Consider the following 23,570-nt stretch of genomic DNA (forward strand, 5'->3'; position numbering starts at 1 on the left):
GCATGCGGACTGCAGGCAGAGAAAACTGGCCGATTTTCTCTGCACAGGAGGGATAATACAAGGCCTGATAAGCGTCCGCATCAGGCAATTCCAGCCGCTGACCTGTGTCAGCGGCTACCGCGATTCATTCCCGCCAACAACCGCGCATTTATCCAACGCCATTTGCAAAAATGCCTTCGCGGCGGCTGTCTGCCAGCTATTTTTCCGCCGCAACAAAACCGCCGTTCTCTCCAGTAACGGTGGGGCAAGGGATATAGCTTTAAGCCCGTCATGTTGTGTGGCAATCGCTGCTGGCAACAATGTGGAAAGGGAAGTGCGGCGAATCAGCGCCAGAACTGCGCTAATTGAGTTCGCCTCTATCACCACCTGTGGATGTAGCCCCGCTTTCTCGCAGTAGTGGTCAATTTGCTCTCTGGTGGCAAATTCCGCGCTGAGCAGTACCAGTTTTTCATCATGCAAGCGACTCAACGCCACCTGTTCATGGTCTGCCAGTGGATGATGTTGCGCCACGACTAACGCTAAACTTTCTGTCAGTAAAGGTATTGCCTCCAGTTCCGGCGAATGCACCGGCGCGAAGGCAATCCCAACATCCAGCTCGTCGCGGCAAAGCAGATCTTCGATTTTCTCCTGTGACATTTCCTGTAGCTGGAGCGTGATGCCGGGATAACGCGCATAGAAATCCGCCATTAAAGGGCCGATAAAGTAGCTCGTGAAGGTGGGGGTGACGGCGATGCGCAGCGATCCTCGCGTCAAATCGGCAACATCATGAATCGCCCGTTTACCCGCCCCCAGTTCCTGTAACGCACGGCTGGCGTACTGTCGCCAGACTTCTCCCGCATCGGTGAGACGAATCGTTCGCCCGCTACGGTCAAACAGCGGTACGCCCAAACTCTCTTCTAACTGGCGAATCTGCTGGGAAAGCGCAGGTTGGGAGATATGCAACGCACTGGCGGCACGGGTGAAGCTGCCATGTTCAGCCACGGCAAGAAAGTAATTGATATGTCGAGAGAGCATTCGCCAACCTATAAGCAAATCCAATAGAACTCATCATAAATGAGTCTTTTACCTTATGGCAATCGGCGAGTAGTCTGCCTCTCATTCCAGAGACAGACAGAGGTTAACGGTGAAAGAGATTATTGATGGATTCCTTAAATTCCAGCGCGAGGCATTTCCTGAGCGGGAAGCCTTGTTTAAACAGCTGGCGACAAAGCAAAGCCCGCGCACACTTTTTATCTCCTGCTCCGACAGCCGTCTGGTCCCTGAGCTGGTGACGCAACGCGAACCTGGCGATCTGTTCGTGATTCGCAACGCGGGCAATATCGTCCCTTCCTACGGACCGGAACCTGGTGGCGTTTCTGCTTCGGTGGAGTATGCCGTCGCTGCGCTTCGGGTATCTGACATTGTGATTTGCGGTCATTCCAACTGTGGCGCGATGACCGCCATTGCCAGCTGTCAGTGCATGGACCATATGCCTGCTGTTTCCCACTGGCTGCGTTATGCCGATTCAGCCCGCGTCGTTAATGAGGCGCGCCCGCATTCCGATTTAGCGTCAAAAGCTGCGGCGATGGTACGTGAAAACGTCATTGCTCAGTTGGCTAATTTGCAAACTCATCCATCGGTGCGCCTGGCGCTCGAAGAGGGGCGGATCGCCCTGCACGGCTGGGTTTACGACATTGAAAGCGGCAGTATCGCAGCCTTTGACGGCGCAACCCGCCAGTTTGTGCCACTGGCCGCTAATCCTCGCGTTTGTGCCATACCGCTACGCCAGCCGACCGCAGCGTAACCTTATTTTTAAACCATCAGGAGATTCACCATGATTCAGTCGCAAATTAACCGCAATATTCGTCTTGATCTTGCCGATGCCATTTTGCTCAGCAAAGCTAAAAAAGATCTCTCATTTGCCGAGATTGCCGACGGCACCGGTCTGGCAGAAGCCTTTGTGACCGCGGCTTTGCTGGGGCAGCAGGCGCTTCCTGCCGACGCTGCCCGCCTGGTCGGGGCGAAGCTGGAGCTTGACGAAGACGCCATTTTACTGTTGCAGATGATTCCACTGCGTGGCTGCATTGATGACCGTGTTCCAACCGACCCAACGATGTACCGTTTCTATGAAATGTTGCAGGTGTACGGTACGACCCTAAAAGCGTTGGTTCATGAGAAGTTTGGCGATGGCATTATCAGTGCGATTAACTTCAAACTCGACGTCAAGAAAGTGGCGGACCCGGAAGGTGGCGAACGTGCGGTCATCACTTTAGATGGTAAATATCTGCCGACCAAACCGTTCTGACAGCCATGCGCGACCATCAAAAGACGTTCACGATGCTGCTGGTTCTGGTGCTGATTGGTCTTAATATGCGACCACTGCTCACCTCCGTCGGGCCACTGCTACCGCAATTGCGCCAGGCGAGCGGAATGAGCTTTAGCGTGGCTGCCCTGTTGACAGCTCTGCCGGTGGTCACCATGGGCGGGCTGGCGCTGGTCGGAAGCTGGCTTCATCAGCATGTCAGCGAACGTCGCAGCGTCGCCATCAGTTTGTTGCTGATAGCCGTCGGCGCATTGATGCGAGAGCTTTACCCTCAAAGTGTGCTGCTGCTTAGCAGCGCACTGCTCGGTGGAGTGGGGATCGGCATCATTCAGGCGGTGATGCCTTCGGTGATTAAACGGCGGTTTCAGCAGCGCACGCCACTGGTGATGGGGCTGTGGTCTGCGGCTCTGATGGGCGGCGGTGGACTTGGTGCCGCCCTGACGCCCTGGTTAGTTCAACACAGCGAGATTTGGTTCCAGACTCTCGCCTGGTGGGCGCTGCCTGCCATTATTGCGCTCTTTGCCTGGTGGTGGCAAAGCTCCCGCGAGGTCGTATCTTCCCACAAGACAACAACCACTCCGGTTCGCGTAGTCTTCACTCCCCGCGCCTGGACGCTGGGTGTTTACTTCGGTCTGATTAACGGCGGTTACGCCAGTCTGATTGCCTGGTTACCCGCCTTCTATATTGAGATTGGTGCCAGCGCGCAGTACAGCGGTTCCTTGCTGGCATTGATGACGCTTGGGCAAGCCGCAGGAGCTTTGCTGATGCCAGTTATGGCTCGCCATCAGGATCGGCGCAAACTGTTAATGCTGGCGCTGGTGTTACAACTGGTGGGTTTCTGCGGCTTTATCTGGCTGCCGCTGCAATTGCCGGTATTGTGGGCAATGGTGTGTGGGTTAGGTCTGGGTGGCGCATTTCCGCTCTGTTTGCTGCTGGCGCTCGATCACTCTGCGCAACCGGCTATTGCTGGCAAACTGGTGGCGTTTATGCAGGGGATCGGTTTTATCATTGCCGGGCTTGCTCCGTGGTTTTCTGGTGTGCTGCGTAGTATCAGTGGCAATTACCTGATGGACTGGGCGTTTCATGCGCTGTGCGTCGTTGGGCTGATGATCATAACCCTGCGTTTTGCACCAGCACGTTTTCCGCAGCTGTGGGTCAAAGAGGCATGATGCGACGCTCGTTCCTGCGCTTTGTTTACGCCGGATGCGGCCTACGTAGATCACTGAACTTATAGGCCTGATAAGCGGAGCGCATCAGGCAATTTTGCTTATTTAAACTGGCGATTCAACTTTAAAATCTTTGAAATAATATTGCTTATCCCGGTCGTTTATTTCGCGAATAACCCGACAAGGAATGCCAGCAGCTACGACGTTTGGTGGAATGTCTTTTGTGACGACACTTCCCGCGCCAATAACAGAATTATCCCCGATGGTGACGCCTGGATTAATGACCACATGGCTGCCGATCCAGACGTTATTACCAATCGTTATCGCAAAAGAGTACATCTCTCCGTTTTTTCTTAATTCATGGTGTACAGGGTGTCCCGTAACGGAAAGAGTAACATTGGGTGCAATCAATACGTTATCACCGATTGTTACCGTGTAGTCATCGACAATGGTTAAATTGAAATTTGCGTAAAAATTGCGGCCTATATGGATGTTGGAACCGTAAGAGAAATAGACGGGTGGTTCTACCCAGGCGTTTTCCCCTACCGTGGCAAACATTTCTTTAAGCAGGCTTTCCCTTTTTTCAACTTCTGATGGATGCGAGTGATTAAACTCATACATTAACGTTTTCCCACGAAGTCTTTTTTCCGGTAAGCCTTCGCACATATCGGTAAATAGCTTTCCTGCTTTTATTCTTTCTGTCATGGACATGTTCATTTTGATCATTCCGTCCTGATATGTTGGTCGGATAAGGCGCTCGCGCCGCATCCGACATTGATTGCTTAAGCGACTTCATTCACCTGACGACGCAGCAGGGAAAGCGGGCCGGGGCCGCTAAGCGTGAACACGGAAATTAAGGTGAAGCCCAGCGCCACCAGACCCAGCACCAGATAAGCGCCCTGGAAACCGATGCTTTCATACATATTGCCCGCCAGTACAGACATAAAAATCATCGCCAGTTGCTTAAAGAAGCAGAAACAGACCAGATAAATCGTCGCTGAAAAACGCACTTCAAACTGGCTGGTAATATATTTAAAGCAGCCCACCAGCAGGAACGGTACTTCAAACATATGCAGCGTTTTCAGAATAACCACTTCCAGCGCTGAGGTGGCGAATGATGAGCCAATAATACGTACAGACATAATAGTGCCAGCCAGCAGCAGGGCGTTTTTCCCACCGATGCGATTAATGATCAGTGGCGCAAAGAACATAATCGAGGCGTTAAGTAATTCGCCCATTGTCGTTACGTAGCCAAATACCCGCGTACCCTGTTCACCGGTAGCAAAGAACGAAGTAAAGAAATTAGCAAACTGTTGGTCAAAAACATCGTAGGTGCAGGAAACGCCAATAACATACAGTGACAAAAACCACAGTTTTGGCTGTCTGAACAGTTCCAGCGCCAGCTTAAGGCTAAATGCCGAATGGTTGGCACCTACCGCATTGGCAACCGTGGCAGAAGAGGGCGCATCCGTTTTGGCGAAAAAGAGTAAAACGGCGAGGATGAGTGCACAGCCAGAGCCCAGCCAGAAAACAAACTGATTATTGATGGTGAACATGATGCCGACAATCGAGGCACACAGCGCCCAGCCAACACAGCCAAACATCCGCGCGCGACCAAATTCGAAATTACTGCGACGGCTGACTTTCTCGATAAATGCCTCTACTGCTGGCGCACCGGCGTTAAAACAGAAACCAAGATAAATACCACCAACAATCGACCCTACTAAAATGTTGTATTGTAATAGTGGCCCGAAGATAAAAATAAAGAACGGTGCAAACATTACTAACATGCCGGTAATCATCCACAGCAGGTATTTGCGCAGCCCGAGTTTGTCAGAAAGCAGACCAAACAGCGGTTGGAATAATAGCGAGAACAGAGAAATAGCGGCAAAAATAATACCCGTATCACTTTTGCTGATATGGTTGATGTCATGTAGCCAAATGGGGAAAAACGGGAAGTAGGCTCCCATGATAAAAAAATAAAAGAAAAAGAAAAAACCGAACATCCAAAAGTTTGTGTTTTTTAAATAGTACATAATGGATTTCCTTACGCGAAATACGGGCAGACATGGCCTGCCCGGTTATTATTATTTTTGACACCAGACCAACTGGTAATGGTAGCGACCGGCGCTCAGCTGGAATTCCGCCGACACTGACGGGCTCCAGGAGTCGTCGCCACCAATTCCCATATGGAAACCGTCGATATTTAGCCATGTGCCTTCTTCCGCGCGCAGCAGATGGCGATGGCTGGTTTCCATCAGTTGTTGTTGGCTGTAGCGGCTGATGTTGAACTGGAAGTCGCCGCGCCACTGGTGTGGTCCATAATTCAATTCGCGCGTCCCGCAGCGCAGACCGTTTTCGCTCGGGAAGACGTACGGGGTATACATGTCTGACAATGGCAAGTCCCAGCGGTCAAAACAGGCCGCAGTCAGACGGTCGGGATAGTTTTCTTGCGGCCCTAATCCGAGCCAGTTTACCCGCTCTGCGACATGTGCGAGCTCGCAGGTCAGGCCAATCCGCGCCGGATGCGGTGTGTCGCTCGCTACTTCAACATCCACACTGACGACCATCTCACCGTGCCCATCGATACGGTAGGTTTTCCGGCTGATAAATAAGGTTTTCCCCTGATACTGCCAGGCGTGGACAGTGGTAATCAGCACCGCGTCGGCAAGCGTATCTGCCGTGCACTGCAACAACGCGGCTTCGGCCTGGTAATGGCCCGCCGCCTTCCAGCGTTCTACCCAGGCATTCGGGTCAATGCGGGTCGCTTCACTGACGCCAATGTCGTTATCCAGCGGGGCACGGGTGAACTGATCGCGCAGCGGCGTCAGCAGTTGTTTTTCATCGCCAATCCACATCTGTGAAAGAAAGCCTGACTGGCGGTTAAATTGCCAACGCTTATTACCCAGTTCGATACAAAAATCCGTTTCGCTGGTGGCCAGTTGCGGGATGGCGTGGGACGTGGAGGGGAGTGCCACACTGAGGTTTTCCGCCAGTCGCCATTGTTGCCAGGCGCTGATGTGTCCGGCTTCTGACCAGGCGGTCGCGTTCGGTTGCACTACGTGTACCGTAAGCCAGAGTTGTCCGGCGCTCTCCGGCCGCGGCAGTTCAGGCAGTTCAATCAACTGTTTACCTTGTGGAGCGACAGTCAGAGGCACTTCACCGCTTGCCAGCGGCTTGCCATCCAGCGCCACCGACCAGTGCAGGAGCTCGTTATCGCTATAACGAAACAGGTATTCGCTGGTCACTTCGATGGTTCGCCCGGATAAACGGAACTGGAAAAACTGCTGTTGGTGTTTTGCTTCTGTCATTGCCGGATGTGGCGTGCGGTCGGCAAAGACCAGACCGTTCATGCAGAACTGGCGATCGTTCGGCGTATCGCCAAAGTCACCACCGTAAGCCGACCACGGGTTGCCGTTTTCATCATATTTAATCAGCGACTGATCCACCCAGTCCCAGACGAATCCACCCTGTAAACGGGGGTACTGACGAAACGCCTGCCAGTATTTCGCGAAGCCGCCAAGACTGTTACCCATTGCGTGGGCGTATTCGCAAAGGATCAGTGGGCGCGTCTCTCCAGGCAGCGAAAGCCATTTTTTGATGGACCATTTTGGCACTGCCGGGAAGGGCTGGTCTTCATCCACGCGCGCGTACATCGGGCAAATAATATCGGTGGCTGTGGTGTCTGCTCCGCCGCCTTCATACTGCACCGGGCGGGAAGGATCGACAGATTTAATCCAGCGATAGAGTGCGTCGTGATTGGCACCGTGGCCCGATTCATTACCCAGCGACCAGATAATTACGCTCGGGTGATTTCGATCGCGCTGCACCATCCGCGTTACGCGTTCACTCATGGCCGGTAGCCAGCGTGGATCATCGGTCAGACGATTCATTGGCACCATGCCGTGGGTTTCAATATTGGCTTCATCCACCACATACAGGCCGTAGCGGTCGCACAGCGTGTACCACAGCGGGTGGTTCGGATAATGCGAACAGCGCACGGCGTTAAAGTTGTTCTGCTTCATCAGCAGGATATCCTGCACCATCGTTTGCTCATCCATGACCTGACCATGCAGAGGATGATGCTCGTGACGGTTAACGCCGCGAATCAGCAACGGCTTGCCGTTCAGCAGCAGGAGACCATTTTCAATCCGCACCTCGCGGAAACCGACATCGCAGGCTTCTGCTTCAATCAGCGTGCCGTCGGCGGTGTGCAGTTCAATAACTGCACGATAGAGATTCGGGAGTTCGGCGCTCCACAGCGCCGGGTTTTCAACGTTCAGGCGTAGCGTGACGCGATCGGCATAACCACCACGTTCATCGATAATTTCGCCGCCGAAAGGCGCCGTACCGCTGGCGACCTGCGTTTCACCCAGCCACAAAGAAACCGTCACCCTCAGCGCATCGCGCAGTTCACCGCACATCTGAACGTTTGCTTCCAGTACCGCGCGGCTGAAATCATCATTAAAGTGAGTGGCAACATGGAAATCGCTGATTTGTGTGGTCGGTTTATGCAGCAACGAGACGTCACGGAAAATGCCGCTCATTCGCCACATATCCTGATCTTCCAGATAGCTACCGTCACTCCAGCGCAGCACCATCACCGCGAGGCGGTTATCTCCGGCGCGTAAAAATGCGCTGAGGTCAAATTCAGACGGCAAACGGCTGTCCTGTCCGTAACCGACCCAGCGCCCGTTGCACCACAAATGAAACGCCGAGTTAATGCCATCAAAAATAATTCGCGTCTGGCCTTCCTGTAACCAGCTTTCATCAACATTAAATGTGAGCGAGTAACAACCTGTCGGATTCTCCGTGGGAACAAACGGTGGATTGACTGCAATGGGATAGGTCACATTGGTGTAGATAGGCGCATCGTAACCGAGCATCTGCCAGTTTGAGGGGACGACGACAGTATCGGCGTCAGGAAGATCGCGCTCCAGCCAACTTTCCGGCACCGCTTCTGGGGACGGGAACCAGGCAAATTGCCACTCACCATTCAGGCTGCGTAACTGCCGGGAAGGGCGATTATAGCGGGCCTCTTCACTATTTCGCCAGCTGGCGAAAGGAGGATGCGCCGCAAGGCGGTTGAGTTGGGTAACGCCAGGGTTTTCCCAGTCACGACGTTGTAATACGACGGCCAGTGAATCCGTAATCATGGTCATAGCTGTATCCTGTGTGAAATTGTTATCCGCTCACAATTTCATACAACATACGAGTCGGACACATCAGGTGTAAAGCCTGGGGTGCCTAATGAGTGAGCTGACTCACATTAATTGCGTTGCGCTCACTGCTCGCTTTCCAGTCGGGAAATTTGTCGCGCCAGCTGCATTAAGGAATCAGCCAACGCCTGGGGAGAAGCGGTTTGCGTATTGGGTGGCAGGGTGGTTTTTCGTTTCACCAGTGAGACGGGCAACAGCTGATTGCCCTTCACTGCCTGCCCCTGAGAGAGTTGCAGCAAGCGGTCCACGCTGGTTTGCCCAAGCAGGCGAAAATCCTGTTTGATGGTCGTTAATGGCGGGATATAACACGAGCTGTCTTCGGTATCGTCGTATCCCACTACCGAGATATCCGCGCCGACGCGCAGCCCGAACTCGGTAATGGCGCGCATTGCACCCAGCGCCATCTGATCGTTGGCAACCAGCATCGCGGTAGGAATGATGCACTCATTCAGCATCTGCATGGTTTGATGAAAACCGGACATGGCGCTCCAGTCGCCTTCCCGTTCCGCTATCGGTTGAATTTGATTGTGTTTAAGATATTTATGCCAGCCCGCCAGACGCAGACGCGCCGAGACAGAACTTAATGGGCCCGCTAACAGCGCGATTTGCTGGTGACCCAATGCGACCAAATGCTCTACGCCCAGCCGCGTACCGTCTTCATGGGAAAAAATAATACTGTTGATGGGAGTCTGGTCAGAGACATCAAGAAATAGCGCCGGAACATTAGCGCAGGCTGCCTCCACAGCAATGGCATCCTGGTCATCCAGCGGATAGTTGATGATCAGACCACTTACGCGTTGCGCGAGAAGATTGTGTACTGCCGCTTTACAGGCTTCGACACCGCTTCTTTCTACCATCGACACCACCACGCTGGCACCCAGTTGATCGGCGCGAGATTTAATCGCCGCGACAATTTGCGACGGTGCGTGCAGGGCCAGACTGGAGGTGGCAACGCCAATCAGCAACGACTGTTTGCCCGCTAACTGTTGTGCTACGCGGTTGGGAATGTAATTTAGCTCCGCCATCGCCGCTTCCACTTTTTCCCGCGTTTTCGCTGAAACGTGGCTGGCCTGATTCACCACGCGGGAAACGGTCTGATAAGAGACACCGGCATACTCCGCGACATCGTATAGCGTTACTGGTTTCACATTCACCACCCTGAATTGACTTTCTTCCGGGCGCTATCATGCCATACCACGAAAGGTTTTGCGCCATTCTGCGGGGCTGACGCCGAAGTGAGATTTAAAATGCTGACGCCAGGTCACAGGTGAGAGAAAACCCACCTCAGCCGCTATCCGCTCAACGGGCAACTGACTGGATCCCAACAGTTCCTGGCTACGGCGTAAGCGTTCAGTGATGAGCCATTCGGCGATACTCGAACCGGTCGCTTTCATAAAATGACGGGTTAGTGTGCGGCGACTCATCATTACTCGCTGAGCCAGCGAGTCGAGATCATGCTGTTGCGCAATGTTTTGCCGCAGGTAATCCAGCAGGAGGTTAATGCGTTCATCATGGGTATTTTTCGGCACCGGTTGCTCTATAAACTGCGCCTGACCGCCGGTGCGATATGGCGGTACGACCATCCGTCGGGCAATATGGTTAGCATAGTCGCTGCCAAAATGTTGCCGAACAATATACAAACAGCAATCCAGCGCCGCGGCAGTACCGGCAGAGGTAATAATGCCATCATCGTCTACATACAACGCGTTAATATCCAGATGTGTTTGTGGAAAACGTGCCTGAAATTCACGCTCGAACTCCCAGTGCGTGGCAGCACGCTTATTGTTCAGTAAACCTGCATAGCCGAGCACAAACGTGCCCAGGCAAAGCCCGACAATCTGTGCCCCGTTATCTCGTGCGGTCGTTAAGGCTTCCAGCAGTTTTTGTGGCGGTTTTTGTGTAATTGTTCCCCAGTAAGGAATTATCACAATATCCGCCTGGATGACTGCCGTATAGTCATGGGTGGCGGTTACGGAAAATCCATCGGCAGAGTCCACATTTCCCGGCTTTTCAGCGCAGATAATTACATGAAAGCGTTTTTTCTCCGCCATTTTTTCGCTAAACACGATAAACGGTACGGAAAGGTGAAAAGGACTAAAACCGGCAACGGCGATAATGGCAACAGTTAGCGGGCGCATAACACTCTTTATCTCCGAATTAGAATGTCAACGTTTCACCATCTTCTGGTACGTTCACAAATTCGATAATTTGATTATCTCTGGCGTATTCCTTGAGCGCATCACGCGTCAGCAAACAGTGGTTTACGGCCTCCATATGTGTCGCGACAATTTGCGCTTCTGGCAGGGTAAAATGTGTTTTGAGAATATCTTCAGCTCCCATAATTATCGCGCCATGCCCCAGAACATGCGCAAATCCGGCATTCAACACCACCACTTCTGGTTGGAAAGTTAGCATTGTAGCCTCGACGTCATCACGCCAGAGGGTATCGCCAGCCAGATAGAGCGTTTTCTCTGTCGGGTGCTGGAAAACAACGCCGCAGGCTGCGCCTAAACGCTTCGCCATAGCCGGGTCTGCATAGGTGCGATCGGAGCCGTGCTGCCCTGTCGTTTTATGCAGAGTAATATCGCCAAATTTAGTCTCGTCGGCAAGTACGGTAAGATGCGTAAATCCTTGTTTATGCAGTGATTCAGCATCTTGCTCATTTTGCACATAAATCAGTTTATCTTTGGGGACGACGCGGGAGGCTGTTTCGTCCCAGTGATCTTCATGCAAATGGGTCACTATTAGGGCGTCAACGTTGAGTAACGTTGTTAAATCGCACGGTAATTCTACCGTTGGATTGCGGATTTCTGCGCGTGCCGTTCCGGCAAAACCCGGATAACTTCCTTTAGGCGCGAGTAACGGGTCAATAAGAAATGTTTTGCCAGCGTATTGGATAATTTGGGTGGCATTACGAATTTGAGTAATTTTCATGATTTGCTCCACATCACAGTATTGATGGCATTAGCGTAGCGTGCAGCCCGTACTGTGCATGTGGGCAAATGGGCGAATAACGATGAGAATGGGCCAAATTACACATTGGCGCAACTAGCGTAAATGCACGCCGCTTCGCCGTCCGGCCACCAGAATAGCCTGCGATTCAACCCCTTCTTCGATCTGTTTTGCTACCCGTTGTAGCGCCGGAAGATGCTTTTCCGCTGCCTGTTCTATGGTCATTGCGCTTGCCATATACACCAGATTCAGACAGCCAATCACCCGTTGTTCACTGCGTAGGGGCACGGCAATGGAGGCGATCTTCTCTTCCTGATCCCAGCCACGATAGTTCTGTCCGTAACCCTCTTTGCGTGCGCGCGCCAGAATGGCTTCCAGCTTTAACGGCTCCCGTGCCAGCTGATAGTCATCACCGGAGCGGGCGGCTAACATTTCGATTAACTCCTTGCGTTCTTGTTCCGGGCAAAAGGCCAGCCAGGTCAGGCCCGAGGCGGTTTTCAGAAGCGGTAAACGTCGCCCGACCATTGCCCGGTGAAAGGATAAACGGCTGAAACGGTGGGTGGTTTCGCGTACCACCATTGCATCAACATCCAGCGTGGACACATCTGTCGGCCATACCACTTCGCGCAACAGATCGCCCAGCAGCGGGGCTGCCAGTGCAGAAATCCATTGTTCGTCACGAAATCCTTCGCTTAATTGCCGCACTTTGATGGTCAGACGAAAACTGTCATCGGAGGGACTGCGCCGGACATATCCCTCTTCCTGCAGCGTTTCCAGCAGTCGCCGCACAGTGGTGCGATGCAGGCCGCTGAGCTCCGCCAGCAGCCCGACGCTGGCACCGCCATCGAGTTTATTTAACATATTTAATAACATTAGACCGCGGGTTAAGCCGCGCACGGTTTTGTATTCCGTCTGCTCATCTTTCTGCATATTAATTGACATTTCTATAGTTAAAACAACGTTGTGCACTTGGTGCACACTCAGGCATGTTTCGATTGTAGCCGAAAACACCCTTCCTATACTGAGCGCACAATAAAAAATCATTCACATGTTTTTAACAAAATAAGTTGCGTTGAACTGTGCGCGCAACGGCATTTTTTCCGAGTCGTGAGGTACTGAAATGGCAATACAACACCCTGACATCCAGCCTGCTGTTAACCATTGCGTTCAGGTGGCGATCGCTGGTGCCGGTCCGGTCGGGCTGATGATGGCGAACTATCTCGGCCAGATGGGCATTGACGTGCTGGTGGTGGAGAAACTCGATAAGTTGATCGACTATCCACGCGCGATTGGAATTGATGACGAGGCGCTGCGCACCATGCAGTCGGTTGGCCTTGTCGATAATGTTCTGCCGCACACTACGCCGTGGCATGCGATGCGTTTTCTTACCCCAAAAGGCCGCTGTTTTGCTGATATTCAGCCAATGACCGATGAATTTGGCTGGCCGCGTCGTAACGCCTTTATTCAGCCGCAGGTCGATGCGGTGATGCTGGAAGGGTTATCGCGGTTTCCGAATGTGCGCTGCCTGTTTTCCCGCGAGCTGGAGGCCTTTAGCCAGCAAGATGACGAAGTGACCTTGTATCTGAAAACGGCAGAAGGGCAGCGGGAAACGGTCAAAGCCCAGTGGCTGGTAGCCTGTGACGGTGGAGCAAGTTTTGTCCGGCGCACCCTGAATGTGCCGTTTGAAGGTAAAACCGCACCAAATCAGTGGATTGTGGTGGATATCGCCAACGATCCGTTAAGTACGCCGCATATCTATTTGTGTTGCGATCCGGTGCGCCCGTATGTTTCTGCGGCTCTGCCTCATGCGGTACGTCGCTTTGAATTTATGGTGATGCCGGGCGAAACCGAAGAACAGCTCCGCGAGCCGCAAAATATGCGCAAGCTGTTAAGCAAAGTGCTGCCTAATCCGGACAACGTCGAGTTGATTCGCCAGCGTGTCTACACCCACAACGCGCGACTGGCACAACGTTTTCGTATTGACCGCGTACTGCTGGCGGGCGATGCCGCACATATCATGCCGGTGTGGCAGGGGCAGGGCTATAACAGTGGTATGCGCGACGCCTTTAACCTCGCCTGGAAACTGGCGTTGGTTATCCAGGGGAAAGCTCGCGATGCGCTGCTCGATACCTATCAACAAGAACGTCGCGATCACGCCAAAGCGATGATTGATCTGTCGGTGACGGCGGGCAACGTACTGGCTCCGCCGAAACGCTGGCAGGGTACGTTACGTGACGGTGTTTCCTGGCTGCTGAATTATCTACCGCCAGTAAAACGCTACTTTCTCGAAATGCGCTTCAAGCCGATGCCGCAATATTACGCCGGTGCGCTGGTGCGTGAAGGCGAAGCGAAGCACTCTCCGGTCGGCAAGATGTTTATTCAGCCGAAAGTCACGCTGGAAAACGGCGACGTGACGCTGCTCGATAACGCGATCGGCGCGAACTTCGCGGTAATTGGCTGGGGATGCAATCCACTGTGGGGGATGAGCGATGAGCAAATCCAGCAATGGCGCGCGCTGGGTACTCGCTTCATTCAGGTGGTGCCGGATGTGCAAATTCATACCGCGCAGGATAACTACGACGGCGTGCTGCGCGTGGGCGATACGCAAGGTCGCCTGCGTAGCTGGTTCGCACAACATAATGCTTCGCTAGTGGTGATGCGCCCGGATCGCTTTGTTGCCGCCATCGCCATTCCGCAAACTCTGGGTAATACGCTGAATAAACTGGCGTCCGTGATGACACTCAACCGCCCTGATGTCGACGTTTCTGTCGAAAAGGTAGCCTGATATGCACGCTTATCTTCACTGTCTTTCCCACTCGCCGCTGGTAGGGTATGTCGACCCGGCGCAAGAGATACTCGATGAGGTCAATGGCGTGATTGCCAGCGCCCGCGAGCGTATTGCGGCCTTCTCCCCTGAACTGGTGGTGCTGTTTGCGCCAGATCATTACAACGGTTTTTTCTATGACGTGATGCCACCCTTCTGTTTAGGCGTTGGGGCGACGGCAATTGGCGATTTCGGCAGTGCGGCAGGAGAGCTTCCTGTGCCTGTGGAGTTGGCGGAGGCTTGTGCGCATGCCGTCATGAAGAGCGGGATTGATCTTGCCGTTTCTTACTGTATGCAGGTGGATCATGGGTTCGCCCAGCCGCTGGAGTTCTTGCTCGGTGGGCTGGATAAGGTGCCGGTCCTGCCTGTATTCATCAACGGTGTCGCCACGCCGCTACCTGGTTTTCAGCGTACCCGCATGTTGGGTGAAGCCATTGGACGTTTCACCAGCACGCTGAATAAGCGCGTGCTGTTCCTGGGTTCCGGTGGGCTTTCCCATCAGCCGCCAGTGCCAGAACTGGCGAAAGCGGATGCCCATATGCGCGATCGTCTGTTGGGTAGCGGGAAAGATTTGCCCGCCAATGAGCGCGAAATGCGCCAGCAACGGGTGATTAGCGCCGCTGAGAGGTTTGTTGAGGATCAGAGAACTCTGCATCCGCTCAACCCGATTTGGGATAACCAGTTCATGTCTTTGCTGGAGCAGGGACGCATACAGGAACTGGATGCCGTCAGTAACGAAGAGCTTTCCGCCATTGCAGGAAAGTCGACACATGAAATCAAAACCTGGGTCGCTGCTTTTGCCGCTATTTCTGCGTTTGGCAACTGGCGTAGCGAAGGGCGTTATTACCGCCCGATCCCGGAGTGGATTGCCGGATTTGGCTCGTTAAGCGCCAGAACAGAGAACTGAATATGCAGGAGAAGATGATGAGTTATCAGCCACAAACCGAAGCCGCCACCAGCTGTTTTCTGAATGTAGAAGAAGCGGGTAAAACGCTGCGCATCCATTTTAATGACTGCGGTCAAGGCGACGAAACCGTTGTCCTGCTGCACGGCTCCGGCCCGGGGGCTACGGGCTGGGCGAACTTCAGCCGCAATATCGATCCGCTGGTAGAAGCTGGTTATCGGGTGATCCTGCTGGATTGTCCTGGTTGGGGTAAGAGCGATTCGATCGTTAACAGTGGTTCGCGATCGGATCTCAATGCGCGCATCCTGAAAAGCGTGGTGGATCAACTGGATATCGCCAAAATCCACCTGCTGGGCAACTCGATGGGCGGCCACAGTTCTGTGGCGTTCACCCTTAACTGGCCGGAGCGCGTCGGCAAACTGGTGCTGATGGGCGGCGGTACAGGTGGCATGAGTTTGTTTACGCCGATGCCAACTGAAGGCATTAAGCGACTGAATCAGCTTTATCGCCAGCCGACTATCGAAAATCTGAAGCTGATGATGGATATCTTCGTTTTCGATACCAGCGATTTGACTGACGCCCTGTTTGAAGCGCGCCTGAATAATATGCTGTCGCGTCGCGATCACCTGGAAAACTTCGTTAAGAGCCTGGAAGCCAATCCGAAACAGTTCCCGGATTTTGGCCCACGTCTGGCGGAAATCAAAGCGCAAACTCTGATTGTCTGGGGGCGTAACGACCGTTTTGTGCCGATGGACGCAGGGCTGCGTCTGCTTTCTGGCATCGCCGGTTCTGAGCTGCATATCTTCCGCGACTGTGGTCACTGGGCGCAGTGGGAACATGCCGACGCTTTCAATCAACTGGTACTGAATTTCCTCGCACGTCCTTAAGGAACGGTCATGACGAAGCATACTCTTGAGCAACTGGCGGCGGATTTACGCCGCGCCGCAGAACAGGGCGAAGCGATTGCACCGCTACGCGATCTGATTGGTATCGATAACGCTGAAGCGGCCTACGCCATTCAGCACATAAATGTGCAACATGACGTCGCGCTGGGGCGTCGCGTTGTGGGGCGTAAAGTGGGACTGACGCATCCGAAAGTGCAGCAACAACTGGGGGTTGATCAACCGGATTTCGGAACATTATTTGCCGACATGTGTTATGGCGATAACGAAACCATTCCTTTTTCCCGTGTTCTGCAACCTCGTATTGAAGCAGAGATCGCACTGGTGCTAAACCGCGATTTACCCGCAACGGATATTACCTTCGACGAACTGTATAACGCCATTGAATGGGTGCTTCCGGCGCTGGAGGTGGTGGGCAGCCGCATTCGCGACTGGTCGATTCAGTTTGTCGATACCGTGGCAGATAACGCCTCCTGTGGGGTGTATGTCATCGGTGGTCCGGCGCAACGTCCGGCAGGGTTAGATCTGAAAAACTGCGCCATGAAGATGACGCGTAATAACGAAGAGGTTTCCAGCGGGCGCGGCAGCGAATGCCTGGGACATCCGCTTAATGCCGCCGTCTGGCTGGCACGCAAAATGGCCAGCCTGGGTGAACCGCTGCGCGCCGGAGATATCATTCTTACCGGGGCATTAGGTCCGATGGTGGCGGTGAATGCGGGCGATCGTTTTGAAGCCCATATTGAAGGCATAGGTTCAGTTGCTGCGACATTTTCAAACGCAGCCCTAAAAGGAAGTCTGTCATGAGTAAGCGTAAAGTCGCCATTATCGGTTCTGGCAATATTGGCACCGACCTGATGATTAAAATTTTGCGTCACGGTCAGCATCTGGAGATGGCGGTGATGGTCGGCATTGATCCTCAGTCCGACGGGCTGGCGCGTGCCAGACGCATGGGCGTCGCTACCACCCATGAAGGGGTGATTGGGCTGATGAACATGCCTGAATTTGCTGATATCGATATAGTGTTTGATGCGACCAGCGCGGGCGCACATGTGAAAAACGATGCCGCTTTGCGCGAAGCGAAACCGGATATTCGCTTAATCGACCTGACGCCAGCTGCCATCGGCCCTTACTGCGTGCCGGTCGTTAATCTCGACGCAAACGTCGATCAATTGAACGTCAACATGGTCACCTGCGGCGGCCAGGCCACCATTCCGATGGTAGCGGCGGTTTCACGCGTGGCGCGTGTTCATTACGCCGAAATCATCGCTTCTATCGCCAGTAAATCTGCTGGCCCTGGCACGCGTGCCAATATCGATGAATTTACGGAAACCACCTCGCGAGCCATTGAAGTCGTAGGCGGCGCGGCAAAAGGGAAGGCGATTATTGTGCTTAATCCGGCAGAGCCGCCGTTGATGATGCGCGACACGGTGTATGTATTGAGCGATGAAGCTTCACAAGATGATATCGAAGCCTCAATCAATGAAATGGCTGAGGCGGTGCAGGCTTACGTACCGGGATATCGCCTGAAACAGCGCGTGCAGTTTGAAGTTATCCCGCAGGATAAACCGGTTAATTTACCGGGCATTGGTCAGTTCTCTGGGCTGAAAACGGCGGTCTGGCTGGAGGTCGAAGGCGCAGCGCATTATCTGCCTGCCTACGCAGGCAACCTCGACATTATGACTTCCAGTGCGCTGGCGACAGCAGAAAAAATGGCCCAGTCACTGGCGCGCAAGGCAGGAGAAGCGGCATGAACGGTAAAAAACTATATATCTCGGACGTCACGTTGCGTGACGGTATGCACGCCATTCGTCATCAGTATTCACTTGAAAATGTCCGCCAGATTGCCAAAGCACTGGATGATGCCCGCGTGGATTCGATTGAAGTGGCCCATGGCGATGGTTTGCAGGGTTCCAGCTTTAACTATGGTTTCGGTGCGCATAGCGACCTTGAATGGATTGAAGCTGCGGCGGATGTGGTGAAGCACGCCAAAATCGCGACATTGTTGCTGCCAGGAATTGGCACTATTCACGATCTGAAAAATGCCTGGCAGGCTGGCGCGCGGGTGGTTCGTGTGGCTACGCACTGCACCGAAGCTGATGTTTCCGCTCAGCATATTCAGTATGCCCGCGAACTCGGAATGGATACCGTTGGCTTTCTGATGATGAGCCACATGACCACGCCAGAGAATCTCGCAAAACAGGCAAAGCTGATGGAAGGCTACGGTGCGACCTGTATTTATGTGGTGGATTCTGGCGGTGCGATGAACATGAGCGATATCCGCGACCGTTTCCGCGCCCTGAAAGCGGTGCTGAAACCGGAAACGCAAACTGGCATGCATGCTCACCATAACCTGAGTCTTGGTGTGGCGAACTCTATCGCGGCGGTGGAAGAGGGCTGTGACCGCATCGACGCTAGCCTCGCGGGGATGGGCGCGGGTGCAGGTAACGCACCGCTGGAAGTGTTTATTGCCGCCGCGGATAAACTGGGCTGGCAGCATGGGACCGATCTCTATGCGTTAATGGATGCCGCTGACGACCTGGTGCGTCCGTTGCAGGATCGTCCGGTACGTGTCGACCGCGAAACGCTGGCGCTGGGATACGCTGGTGTTTACTCAAGCTTTTTGCGTCACTGTGAAACGGCGGCGGCGCGTTATGGTTTAAGCGCGGTGGATATTCTCGTTGAGCTGGGTAAACGCCGGATGGTCGGTGGCCAGGAGGATATGATCGTCGACGTGGCGCTGGATCTGCGCAACAACAAATCATGTTGACTGCTGGCAACGTGCATTTTGTATACCCATCCCAGGCCTGATAAGACGCGTCAGCGTCGCATCAGGCAATGGCGCACGACTGCCGGATGCGGCATAAACGCCTTATCCGGCCTACGGATGGCGCGGGAATTTGTAGGCATGATAAGACGCGTCAGCGTCGCATCAGGCATCTGTGCACGACTGCCGGATGCGGCGTAAACGTCTTATCCGGCCTACGGATGGCGCGGGAATTTGTAGGCATGATAAGACGCGTCAGCGTCGAATCAGGCAATGGCGCACGACAGCCGGATGCGGCATAAACGCCTTATCCGGCCTACTTTCGTCCGTAGGCAGTCATTAAATGGTTTTGATTACGCGGCTGGCAATGTATCAGCCGCGATTCACCTGCATTCGCAACGAGGTTCATCTTATGTCGACTCGTACCCCTTCATCATCTTCATCCCGCCTGATGCTGACCATCGGGCTTTGTTTTTTAGTCGCTCTGATGGAAGGACTGGATCTTCAGGCGGCTGGCATTGCGGCGGGTGGCATCGCCCAGGCTTTTGCACTCGATAAAATGCAAATGGGCTGGATATTCAGTGCCGGAATACTCGGTTTGCTACCCGGCGCGCTGGTTGGCGGAATGCTGGCGGACCGTTATGGTCGTAAACGCATTTTGATTGGTTCAGTTGCGCTGTTTGGTTTGTTCTCGCTGGCAACGGCTATTGCCTGGGATTTCCCCTCACTGGTCTTTGCGCGGCTGATGACCGGTGTCGGGCTGGGGGCGGCGTTGCCGAATCTTATCGCCCTGACGTCTGAAGCGGCGGGGCCACGTTTTCGTGGAACGGCGGTGAGCCTGATGTATTGCGGTGTCCCCATTGGCGCAGCGCTGGCGGCGACGCTGGGTTTCGCGGGGGCAAACTTAGCCTGGCAAACGGTGTTTTGGGTCGGTGGTGTGGTGCCGCTGATTCTGGTGCCGCTATTAATGCGCTGGCTGCCGGAGTCGGCGGTGTTCGCTGGCGAAAAACAGGCCGCGCCGCCGCTGCGTGCGTTATTTGCGCCAGAAACGGCAACCGCAACGCTGCTGCTGTGGTTGTGTTATTTCTTCACTTTGCTGGTGGTCTACATGTTGATCAACTGGCTACCGCTGCTTTTGGTGGAACAAGGATTCCAGCCATCGCAGGCGGCAGGGGTGATGTTTGCACTACAAATGGGGGCGGCAAGCGGGACGTTAATATTGGGCGCCTTGATGGATAAACTGCGTCCAATGACCATGTCGCTACTGATTTATAGCGGTATGTTAGCTTCGCTGTTAGCGCTGGGAACGGTGTCATCATTTAACGGTATGTTGCTGGCGGGATTCGTCGCAGGGTTGTTTGCAACAGGTGGGCAAAGCGTTTTGTATGCATTGGCTCCGTTGTTTTACAGTTCGCAGATCCGCGCAACCGGCGTGGGAACCGCCGTGGCGATTGGGCGTCTGGGTGCCATGAGCGGCCCGTTGCTGGCAGGGAAAATGCTGGCATTAGGCACTGGCACGGTTGGCGTAATGGCTGCATCTGCGCCGGGTATTCTTGTTGCTGGATTAGCGGTGTTTATTTTGATGAGTCGAAAATCACGAATGCAGCCGTGCGCTGATGCCTGACGCGCCTTATTAAGCCGGGGCGAAAGGGACTTGCCCCCAATACACCTACGGCGTTTACAGGTATACTCGCTAAAAATTATTCAGCGGGTTTGGAAACAAAGATGGCAAAACTTACCTTACAAGAGCAGTTGCTCAAAGCAGGATTAGTCACCAGCAAAAAAGCGGCGAAGGTCGAGAGAACGGCGAAAAAATCGCGCGTTCAGGCGCGTGAGGCTCGGGCGGCGGTAGAAGAAAATAAAAAGGCACAGCTTGAGCGTGATAAACAGCTTAGCGAGCAGCAAAAACAAGCGGCACTGGCGAAAGAATATAAAGCTCAGGTGAAGCAGCTTATTGAAATGAACCGGATCACCATTGCCAATGGCGATATCGGTTTTAACTTTACCGATGGCAATCTGATTAAGAAGATTTTTGTCGATAAGCTCACACAAACGCAGTTGATTAATGGTCGTCTGGCGATTGCACGTTTGCAGATCGATAACAATAGCGAAGGTGAATACGCCATTATTCCCGCCAGCGTTGCCGATAAAATTGCTCAGCGTGACGCCAGCAGTATTGTGTTGCACAGCGCGCTCAGCGCCGAAGAGCAGGATGAAGACGATCCGTATGCCGACTTTAAAGTGCCTGATGATTTGATGTGGTAAACATAGATAAGTCGTGCACAGATGCCTGATGCGACGCTGACGCGTCTTATCATGCCTACGGCTCATGGGCGAAATGTAGGCCGGATAAGGCGTTCACGCCGCATCCGGCAGTTGTGCGCAGATGCCTGATGCGATGCTATGCGCGTCTTATCATGCCTACGGTTTATGGGCGAAATGTAGGCGGATAAGGCGTTCACGCCGCATCCGGCTGGCGTGCGCGGATGCTCAACGCATATTCAGTTTATTGGCGTGGTAGGCAATATGCTCGCCAATAAAACTGGAGACAAAATAATAGCTGTGATCATAACCCTCGTGATAACGGATTAACGTTTTGATATTCATCTCCTGGCAGATCTTTTCAAGATTTGGAGTCCGCAGCTGTTCTGCGTAAAAATCATCACTCAATCCCTGATCAACCATGATTTCCGCAACGCGTTGACCTTGTGAAATAAGGCTCACCGGATCGTAATCCAACCAGGCATCTTTATTTTCACCAAGATATGCGGCAAAGGCTTGCTGTCCCCACGGTACTTGCGATGGGGAGACAATGGGCGAAAACGCCGAGACGCTGACATATTCATCTGGGTTACGTAACGCCAGCACCAGCGCGCCCAGCCCGCCCATAGAATGACCTGAGATAGACTTTCTGGTCGTTGCCGGAAAATGTTGCATCACTAAATCCGGCAGCTCGTTGTGGATATAATCATACATTTTGTAATGTTCATTCCACGGCGCTTGCGTTGCGTTCAGGTAAAACCCGGCACCTTGTCCGAGATCGTAACGGTCGGCATCTGCGACATGACTGCCTCGCGGACTGGTGTCTGGCGCAACAACAATAATGTTGTGCTCAGCCGCGTAACGTTGCATCCCCGATTTAGTAATGAAATTCTGCTCGTTACAGGTCAGGCCCGAAAGCCAGTACAGTACCGGCAATTTTTCATTCCCGGCTTTTGGTGGGAGATAGACGCCGACATTCATTTCACATTTCAGTGATTGGGAATAATGCCGATACACATTTTGCCAGCCGCCAAAGCTGGCATGTTTTTCAATGAGTTCCATCAGTCATTATCTCACGGTTAATCCCCGGACGGCTGCCCGGGGACGGTATTGAGAACCCCGTCTGAACTGGACGGGGCGAAATCAGCGGGAAATCAGTAACGAATTACGGTTCGAATGGATTTGCCTTCATGCATCAGGTCGAAGGCGTCATTAATTTCATCCAGGCTCATGGTATGCGTGACAAACGGTTCCAGATCGATATCGCCTTTCATCGCATCTTCAACCATACCCGGTAACTGGGAACGACCTTTCACGCCGCCAAACGCGGAACCTTTCCATACGCGACCGGTGACCAACTGGAATGGACGGGTGGAGATTTCCTGACCGGAACCCGCGACCCCGATGATCACCGACTGACCCCAGCCGCGGTGCGCACTTTCCAGCGCCGCACGCATCACGTTGACGTTACCGATGCATTCAAAGGTATGGTCGATACCCCATTTGTTGATATCCAGCAGGACATCTTTAATCGGTTTGTCGTAGTCATTCGGGTTAATGCAGTCGGTAGCACCGAAACGACGCGCCAGATCGAATTTCTTCGGGTTAGTGTCGATAGCGATAATCCGTCCCGCCTTCGCCTGACGAGCCCCCTGAACTACTGCCAGACCAATCGCGCCAAGACCAAACACGGCAACAGAATCACCTGGCTGGACTTTAGCGGTGTTGTGCACTGCGCCAATGCCAGTGGTCACGCCACAGCCCAGCAGGCAGACGTGTTCATGGTTTGCTTCTGGATTAATTTTGGCCAGAGACACTTCCGCAACCACGGTGTATTCACTGAATGTAGAGCATCCCATGTAGTGATACAGCGGCTGCCCGTTGTAAGAAAAACGGGTGGTGCCGTCTGGCATCAGGCCTTTGCCCTGAGTCTCGCGAACTGCGACGCAGAGGTTAGTTTTGCCGGAACGACAGAACTCACACTCGCCGCACTCTGCGGTATAAAGCGGGATCACATGGTCGCCAGGTTTGACGCTGGTTACGCCTTCACCGACTTCAACCACAACGCCGGCCCCTTCGTGACCGAGAACTACCGGGAATACACCTTCCGGGTCATCGCCGGAGAGGGTAAATGCGTCGGTATGGCAAACGCCGGTATGGGTGACTTTAATCAGCACTTCACCTTTTTTCGGTGGTGCAACGTCAATTTCAACGATTTCCAGCGGTTTACCGGGAGCAAATGCAACGGCAGCACGTGATTTCATCTCTCGCTCTT

At 53.5% G+C, this 23,570-nt stretch carries 21 protein-coding genes; 11 read left to right on the forward strand and 10 right to left on the reverse strand.

Annotation, left to right across the window (positions count from 1 at the left end):
• Positions 1-114: 114 nt before the first annotated feature.
• The gene (gene cynR / locus QUF14_RS02005; protein WP_000952468.1) at positions 115-1,014 is read right to left on the reverse strand and encodes a transcriptional regulator CynR; all 900 of its coding nucleotides are present in this window, start codon (positions 1,012-1,014) and stop codon (positions 115-117) included.
• Between the two features lie 109 nt (positions 1,015-1,123).
• On the opposite strand from cynR, the gene cynT reads away from it, so the two are divergent.
• The 3 genes from cynT to cynX are packed head-to-tail and all read left to right on the forward strand — an operon-like array spanning position 1,124 to position 3,471.
• Positions 1,124-1,783 (forward strand): carbonic anhydrase CynT, encoded by a 660-nt coding sequence (gene cynT / locus QUF14_RS02010; RefSeq protein WP_000658633.1) that lies wholly within the window; start codon positions 1,124-1,126, stop codon positions 1,781-1,783.
• 30 nt (positions 1,784-1,813) lie between these two features.
• A complete protein-coding gene (gene cynS / locus QUF14_RS02015; protein WP_000616244.1) occupies positions 1,814-2,284 on the forward strand; it encodes a cyanase in 471 nt (156 codons plus the stop codon).
• Positions 2,285-2,289: 5 nt separating this feature from the next.
• Positions 2,290-3,471, forward strand: coding sequence for a cyanate transporter CynX (gene cynX / locus QUF14_RS02020; protein ID WP_038813248.1), 1,182 nt, complete (start codon positions 2,290-2,292; stop codon positions 3,469-3,471).
• A 102-nt stretch (positions 3,472-3,573) separates the two neighbouring features.
• On the opposite strand, the gene lacA is transcribed toward cynX, so the two are convergent.
• The 7 genes from lacA to QUF14_RS02055 all read right to left on the reverse strand — a co-directional run bounded on the left by lacA (position 3,574) and on the right by QUF14_RS02055 (position 12,569).
• A complete protein-coding gene (gene lacA / locus QUF14_RS02025; RefSeq protein ID WP_024212097.1) occupies positions 3,574-4,185 on the reverse strand; it encodes a galactoside O-acetyltransferase in 612 nt (203 codons plus the stop codon).
• 65 nt (positions 4,186-4,250) lie between these two features.
• Positions 4,251-5,504: a lactose permease gene (lacY, locus tag QUF14_RS02030; protein ID WP_000291532.1), complete on the reverse strand. Its 1,254-nt coding sequence runs from the start codon at positions 5,502-5,504 to the stop codon at positions 4,251-4,253.
• A 51-nt stretch (positions 5,505-5,555) separates the two neighbouring features.
• On the reverse strand, positions 5,556-8,630 hold the full coding sequence (gene lacZ / locus QUF14_RS02035) for a beta-galactosidase (protein WP_000177963.1): 3,075 nt from the start codon (positions 8,628-8,630) through the stop codon (positions 5,556-5,558).
• Positions 8,631-8,752: 122 nt separating this feature from the next.
• Positions 8,753-9,835 carry a DNA-binding transcriptional repressor LacI gene (gene lacI / locus QUF14_RS02040; protein WP_000805872.1) on the reverse strand — a complete coding sequence of 361 codons (1,083 nt, stop codon included), beginning with the start codon at positions 9,833-9,835 and terminating at the stop codon, positions 8,753-8,755.
• Between the two features lie 36 nt (positions 9,836-9,871).
• On the reverse strand, positions 9,872-10,825 hold the full coding sequence (gene ovrA, locus QUF14_RS02045; protein WP_001247700.1) for an OI-19-encoded virulence regulator OvrA: 954 nt from the start codon (positions 10,823-10,825) through the stop codon (positions 9,872-9,874).
• Positions 10,826-10,844: 19 nt separating this feature from the next.
• A complete protein-coding gene (locus tag QUF14_RS02050) occupies positions 10,845-11,621 on the reverse strand; it encodes an MBL fold metallo-hydrolase (protein WP_000705451.1) in 777 nt (258 codons plus the stop codon).
• 114 nt (positions 11,622-11,735) lie between these two features.
• On the reverse strand, positions 11,736-12,569 hold the full coding sequence (locus QUF14_RS02055) for a DNA-binding transcriptional regulator (protein WP_001168074.1): 834 nt from the start codon (positions 12,567-12,569) through the stop codon (positions 11,736-11,738).
• 190 nt (positions 12,570-12,759) lie between these two features.
• On the opposite strand from QUF14_RS02055, the gene QUF14_RS02060 reads away from it, so the two are divergent.
• The 8 genes from QUF14_RS02060 to QUF14_RS02095 all read left to right on the forward strand — a co-directional run bounded on the left by QUF14_RS02060 (position 12,760) and on the right by QUF14_RS02095 (position 21,298).
• Positions 12,760-14,424: a bifunctional 3-(3-hydroxy-phenyl)propionate/3-hydroxycinnamic acid hydroxylase gene (locus QUF14_RS02060; RefSeq protein WP_001007398.1), complete on the forward strand. Its 1,665-nt coding sequence runs from the start codon at positions 12,760-12,762 to the stop codon at positions 14,422-14,424.
• A 1-nt stretch (position 14,425) separates the two neighbouring features.
• On the forward strand, positions 14,426-15,370 hold the full coding sequence (mhpB, locus tag QUF14_RS02065; RefSeq protein WP_000543449.1) for a 2,3-dihydroxyphenylpropionate/2,3-dihydroxicinnamic acid 1,2-dioxygenase: 945 nt from the start codon (positions 14,426-14,428) through the stop codon (positions 15,368-15,370).
• Positions 15,371-15,387: 17 nt separating this feature from the next.
• Positions 15,388-16,254: a 2-hydroxy-6-oxonona-2,4-dienedioate hydrolase gene (mhpC, locus tag QUF14_RS02070; protein ID WP_000121878.1), complete on the forward strand. Its 867-nt coding sequence runs from the start codon at positions 15,388-15,390 to the stop codon at positions 16,252-16,254.
• A 9-nt stretch (positions 16,255-16,263) separates the two neighbouring features.
• Positions 16,264-17,073: a 2-keto-4-pentenoate hydratase gene (mhpD, locus tag QUF14_RS02075; protein ID WP_000160706.1), complete on the forward strand. Its 810-nt coding sequence runs from the start codon at positions 16,264-16,266 to the stop codon at positions 17,071-17,073.
• A complete protein-coding gene (mhpF, locus tag QUF14_RS02080; RefSeq protein ID WP_000044306.1) occupies positions 17,070-18,020 on the forward strand; it encodes an acetaldehyde dehydrogenase in 951 nt (316 codons plus the stop codon). Before mhpD ends, mhpF begins: the two co-directional genes overlap by 4 nt.
• Complete coding sequence (gene mhpE / locus QUF14_RS02085) at positions 18,017-19,036, forward strand: 4-hydroxy-2-oxovalerate aldolase (RefSeq protein ID WP_001013508.1); 1,020 nt, start codon at positions 18,017-18,019, stop codon at positions 19,034-19,036. The genes mhpF and mhpE overlap by 4 nt, the downstream gene beginning before the upstream one ends.
• 409 nt (positions 19,037-19,445) lie before the next feature.
• The gene (gene mhpT / locus QUF14_RS02090; RefSeq protein ID WP_024212016.1) at positions 19,446-20,657 is read left to right on the forward strand and encodes a 3-(3-hydroxy-phenyl)propionate transporter MhpT; all 1,212 of its coding nucleotides are present in this window, start codon (positions 19,446-19,448) and stop codon (positions 20,655-20,657) included.
• Between the two features lie 101 nt (positions 20,658-20,758).
• Complete coding sequence (locus tag QUF14_RS02095) at positions 20,759-21,298, forward strand: DUF2058 domain-containing protein (protein WP_001096712.1); 540 nt, start codon at positions 20,759-20,761, stop codon at positions 21,296-21,298.
• A 225-nt stretch (positions 21,299-21,523) separates the two neighbouring features.
• Here the strand turns inward: QUF14_RS02095 and fghA are convergent, their stop codons facing one another.
• Positions 21,524-22,357: an S-formylglutathione hydrolase gene (fghA, locus tag QUF14_RS02100; RefSeq protein ID WP_000419075.1), complete on the reverse strand. Its 834-nt coding sequence runs from the start codon at positions 22,355-22,357 to the stop codon at positions 21,524-21,526.
• Between the two features lie 92 nt (positions 22,358-22,449).
• The gene (gene frmA, locus QUF14_RS02105; RefSeq protein WP_000842102.1) at positions 22,450-23,559 is read right to left on the reverse strand and encodes an S-(hydroxymethyl)glutathione dehydrogenase; all 1,110 of its coding nucleotides are present in this window, start codon (positions 23,557-23,559) and stop codon (positions 22,450-22,452) included.
• Positions 23,560-23,570 lie beyond the last annotated feature (11 nt).

The organism is Escherichia sp. HH091_1A, from assembly GCF_030295175.1.
In the GTDB taxonomy this organism is placed as follows: domain Bacteria; phylum Pseudomonadota; class Gammaproteobacteria; order Enterobacterales; family Enterobacteriaceae; genus Escherichia; species Escherichia coli_F.

What these genes read in the sequence shown, in the direction of transcription:
- mhpB (WP_000543449.1), top strand. Translation starts at nt 14,426, where the DNA reads ATGCACGCTTATCTTCACTGTCTTTCCCACTCGCCGCTGGTAGGGTAT.
- mhpF (WP_000044306.1), top strand. Translation starts at nt 17,070, where the DNA reads ATGAGTAAGCGTAAAGTCGCCATTATCGGTTCTGGCAATATTGGCACC.
- lacY (WP_000291532.1), bottom strand. Translation starts at nt 5,504, where the DNA reads ATGTACTATTTAAAAAACACAAACTTTTGGATGTTCGGTTTTTTCTTT.
- fghA (WP_000419075.1), bottom strand. Translation starts at nt 22,357, where the DNA reads ATGGAACTCATTGAAAAACATGCCAGCTTTGGCGGCTGGCAAAATGTG.
- mhpE (WP_001013508.1), top strand. Translation starts at nt 18,017, where the DNA reads ATGAACGGTAAAAAACTATATATCTCGGACGTCACGTTGCGTGACGGT.
- lacZ (WP_000177963.1), bottom strand. Translation starts at nt 8,630, where the DNA reads ATGACCATGATTACGGATTCACTGGCCGTCGTATTACAACGTCGTGAC.
- ovrA (WP_001247700.1), bottom strand. Translation starts at nt 10,825, where the DNA reads ATGCGCCCGCTAACTGTTGCCATTATCGCCGTTGCCGGTTTTAGTCCT.
- QUF14_RS02095 (WP_001096712.1), top strand. Translation starts at nt 20,759, where the DNA reads ATGGCAAAACTTACCTTACAAGAGCAGTTGCTCAAAGCAGGATTAGTC.
- cynX (WP_038813248.1), top strand. Translation starts at nt 2,290, where the DNA reads ATGCGCGACCATCAAAAGACGTTCACGATGCTGCTGGTTCTGGTGCTG.
- QUF14_RS02050 (WP_000705451.1), bottom strand. Translation starts at nt 11,621, where the DNA reads ATGAAAATTACTCAAATTCGTAATGCCACCCAAATTATCCAATACGCT.
- QUF14_RS02055 (WP_001168074.1), bottom strand. Translation starts at nt 12,569, where the DNA reads ATGCAGAAAGATGAGCAGACGGAATACAAAACCGTGCGCGGCTTAACC.
- lacA (WP_024212097.1), bottom strand. Translation starts at nt 4,185, where the DNA reads ATGAACATGTCCATGACAGAAAGAATAAAAGCAGGAAAGCTATTTACC.
- mhpD (WP_000160706.1), top strand. Translation starts at nt 16,264, where the DNA reads ATGACGAAGCATACTCTTGAGCAACTGGCGGCGGATTTACGCCGCGCC.
- cynR (WP_000952468.1), bottom strand. Translation starts at nt 1,014, where the DNA reads ATGCTCTCTCGACATATCAATTACTTTCTTGCCGTGGCTGAACATGGC.
- QUF14_RS02060 (WP_001007398.1), top strand. Translation starts at nt 12,760, where the DNA reads ATGGCAATACAACACCCTGACATCCAGCCTGCTGTTAACCATTGCGTT.
- mhpC (WP_000121878.1), top strand. Translation starts at nt 15,388, where the DNA reads ATGAGTTATCAGCCACAAACCGAAGCCGCCACCAGCTGTTTTCTGAAT.
- cynS (WP_000616244.1), top strand. Translation starts at nt 1,814, where the DNA reads ATGATTCAGTCGCAAATTAACCGCAATATTCGTCTTGATCTTGCCGAT.
- mhpT (WP_024212016.1), top strand. Translation starts at nt 19,446, where the DNA reads ATGTCGACTCGTACCCCTTCATCATCTTCATCCCGCCTGATGCTGACC.
- frmA (WP_000842102.1), bottom strand. Translation starts at nt 23,559, where the DNA reads ATGAAATCACGTGCTGCCGTTGCATTTGCTCCCGGTAAACCGCTGGAA.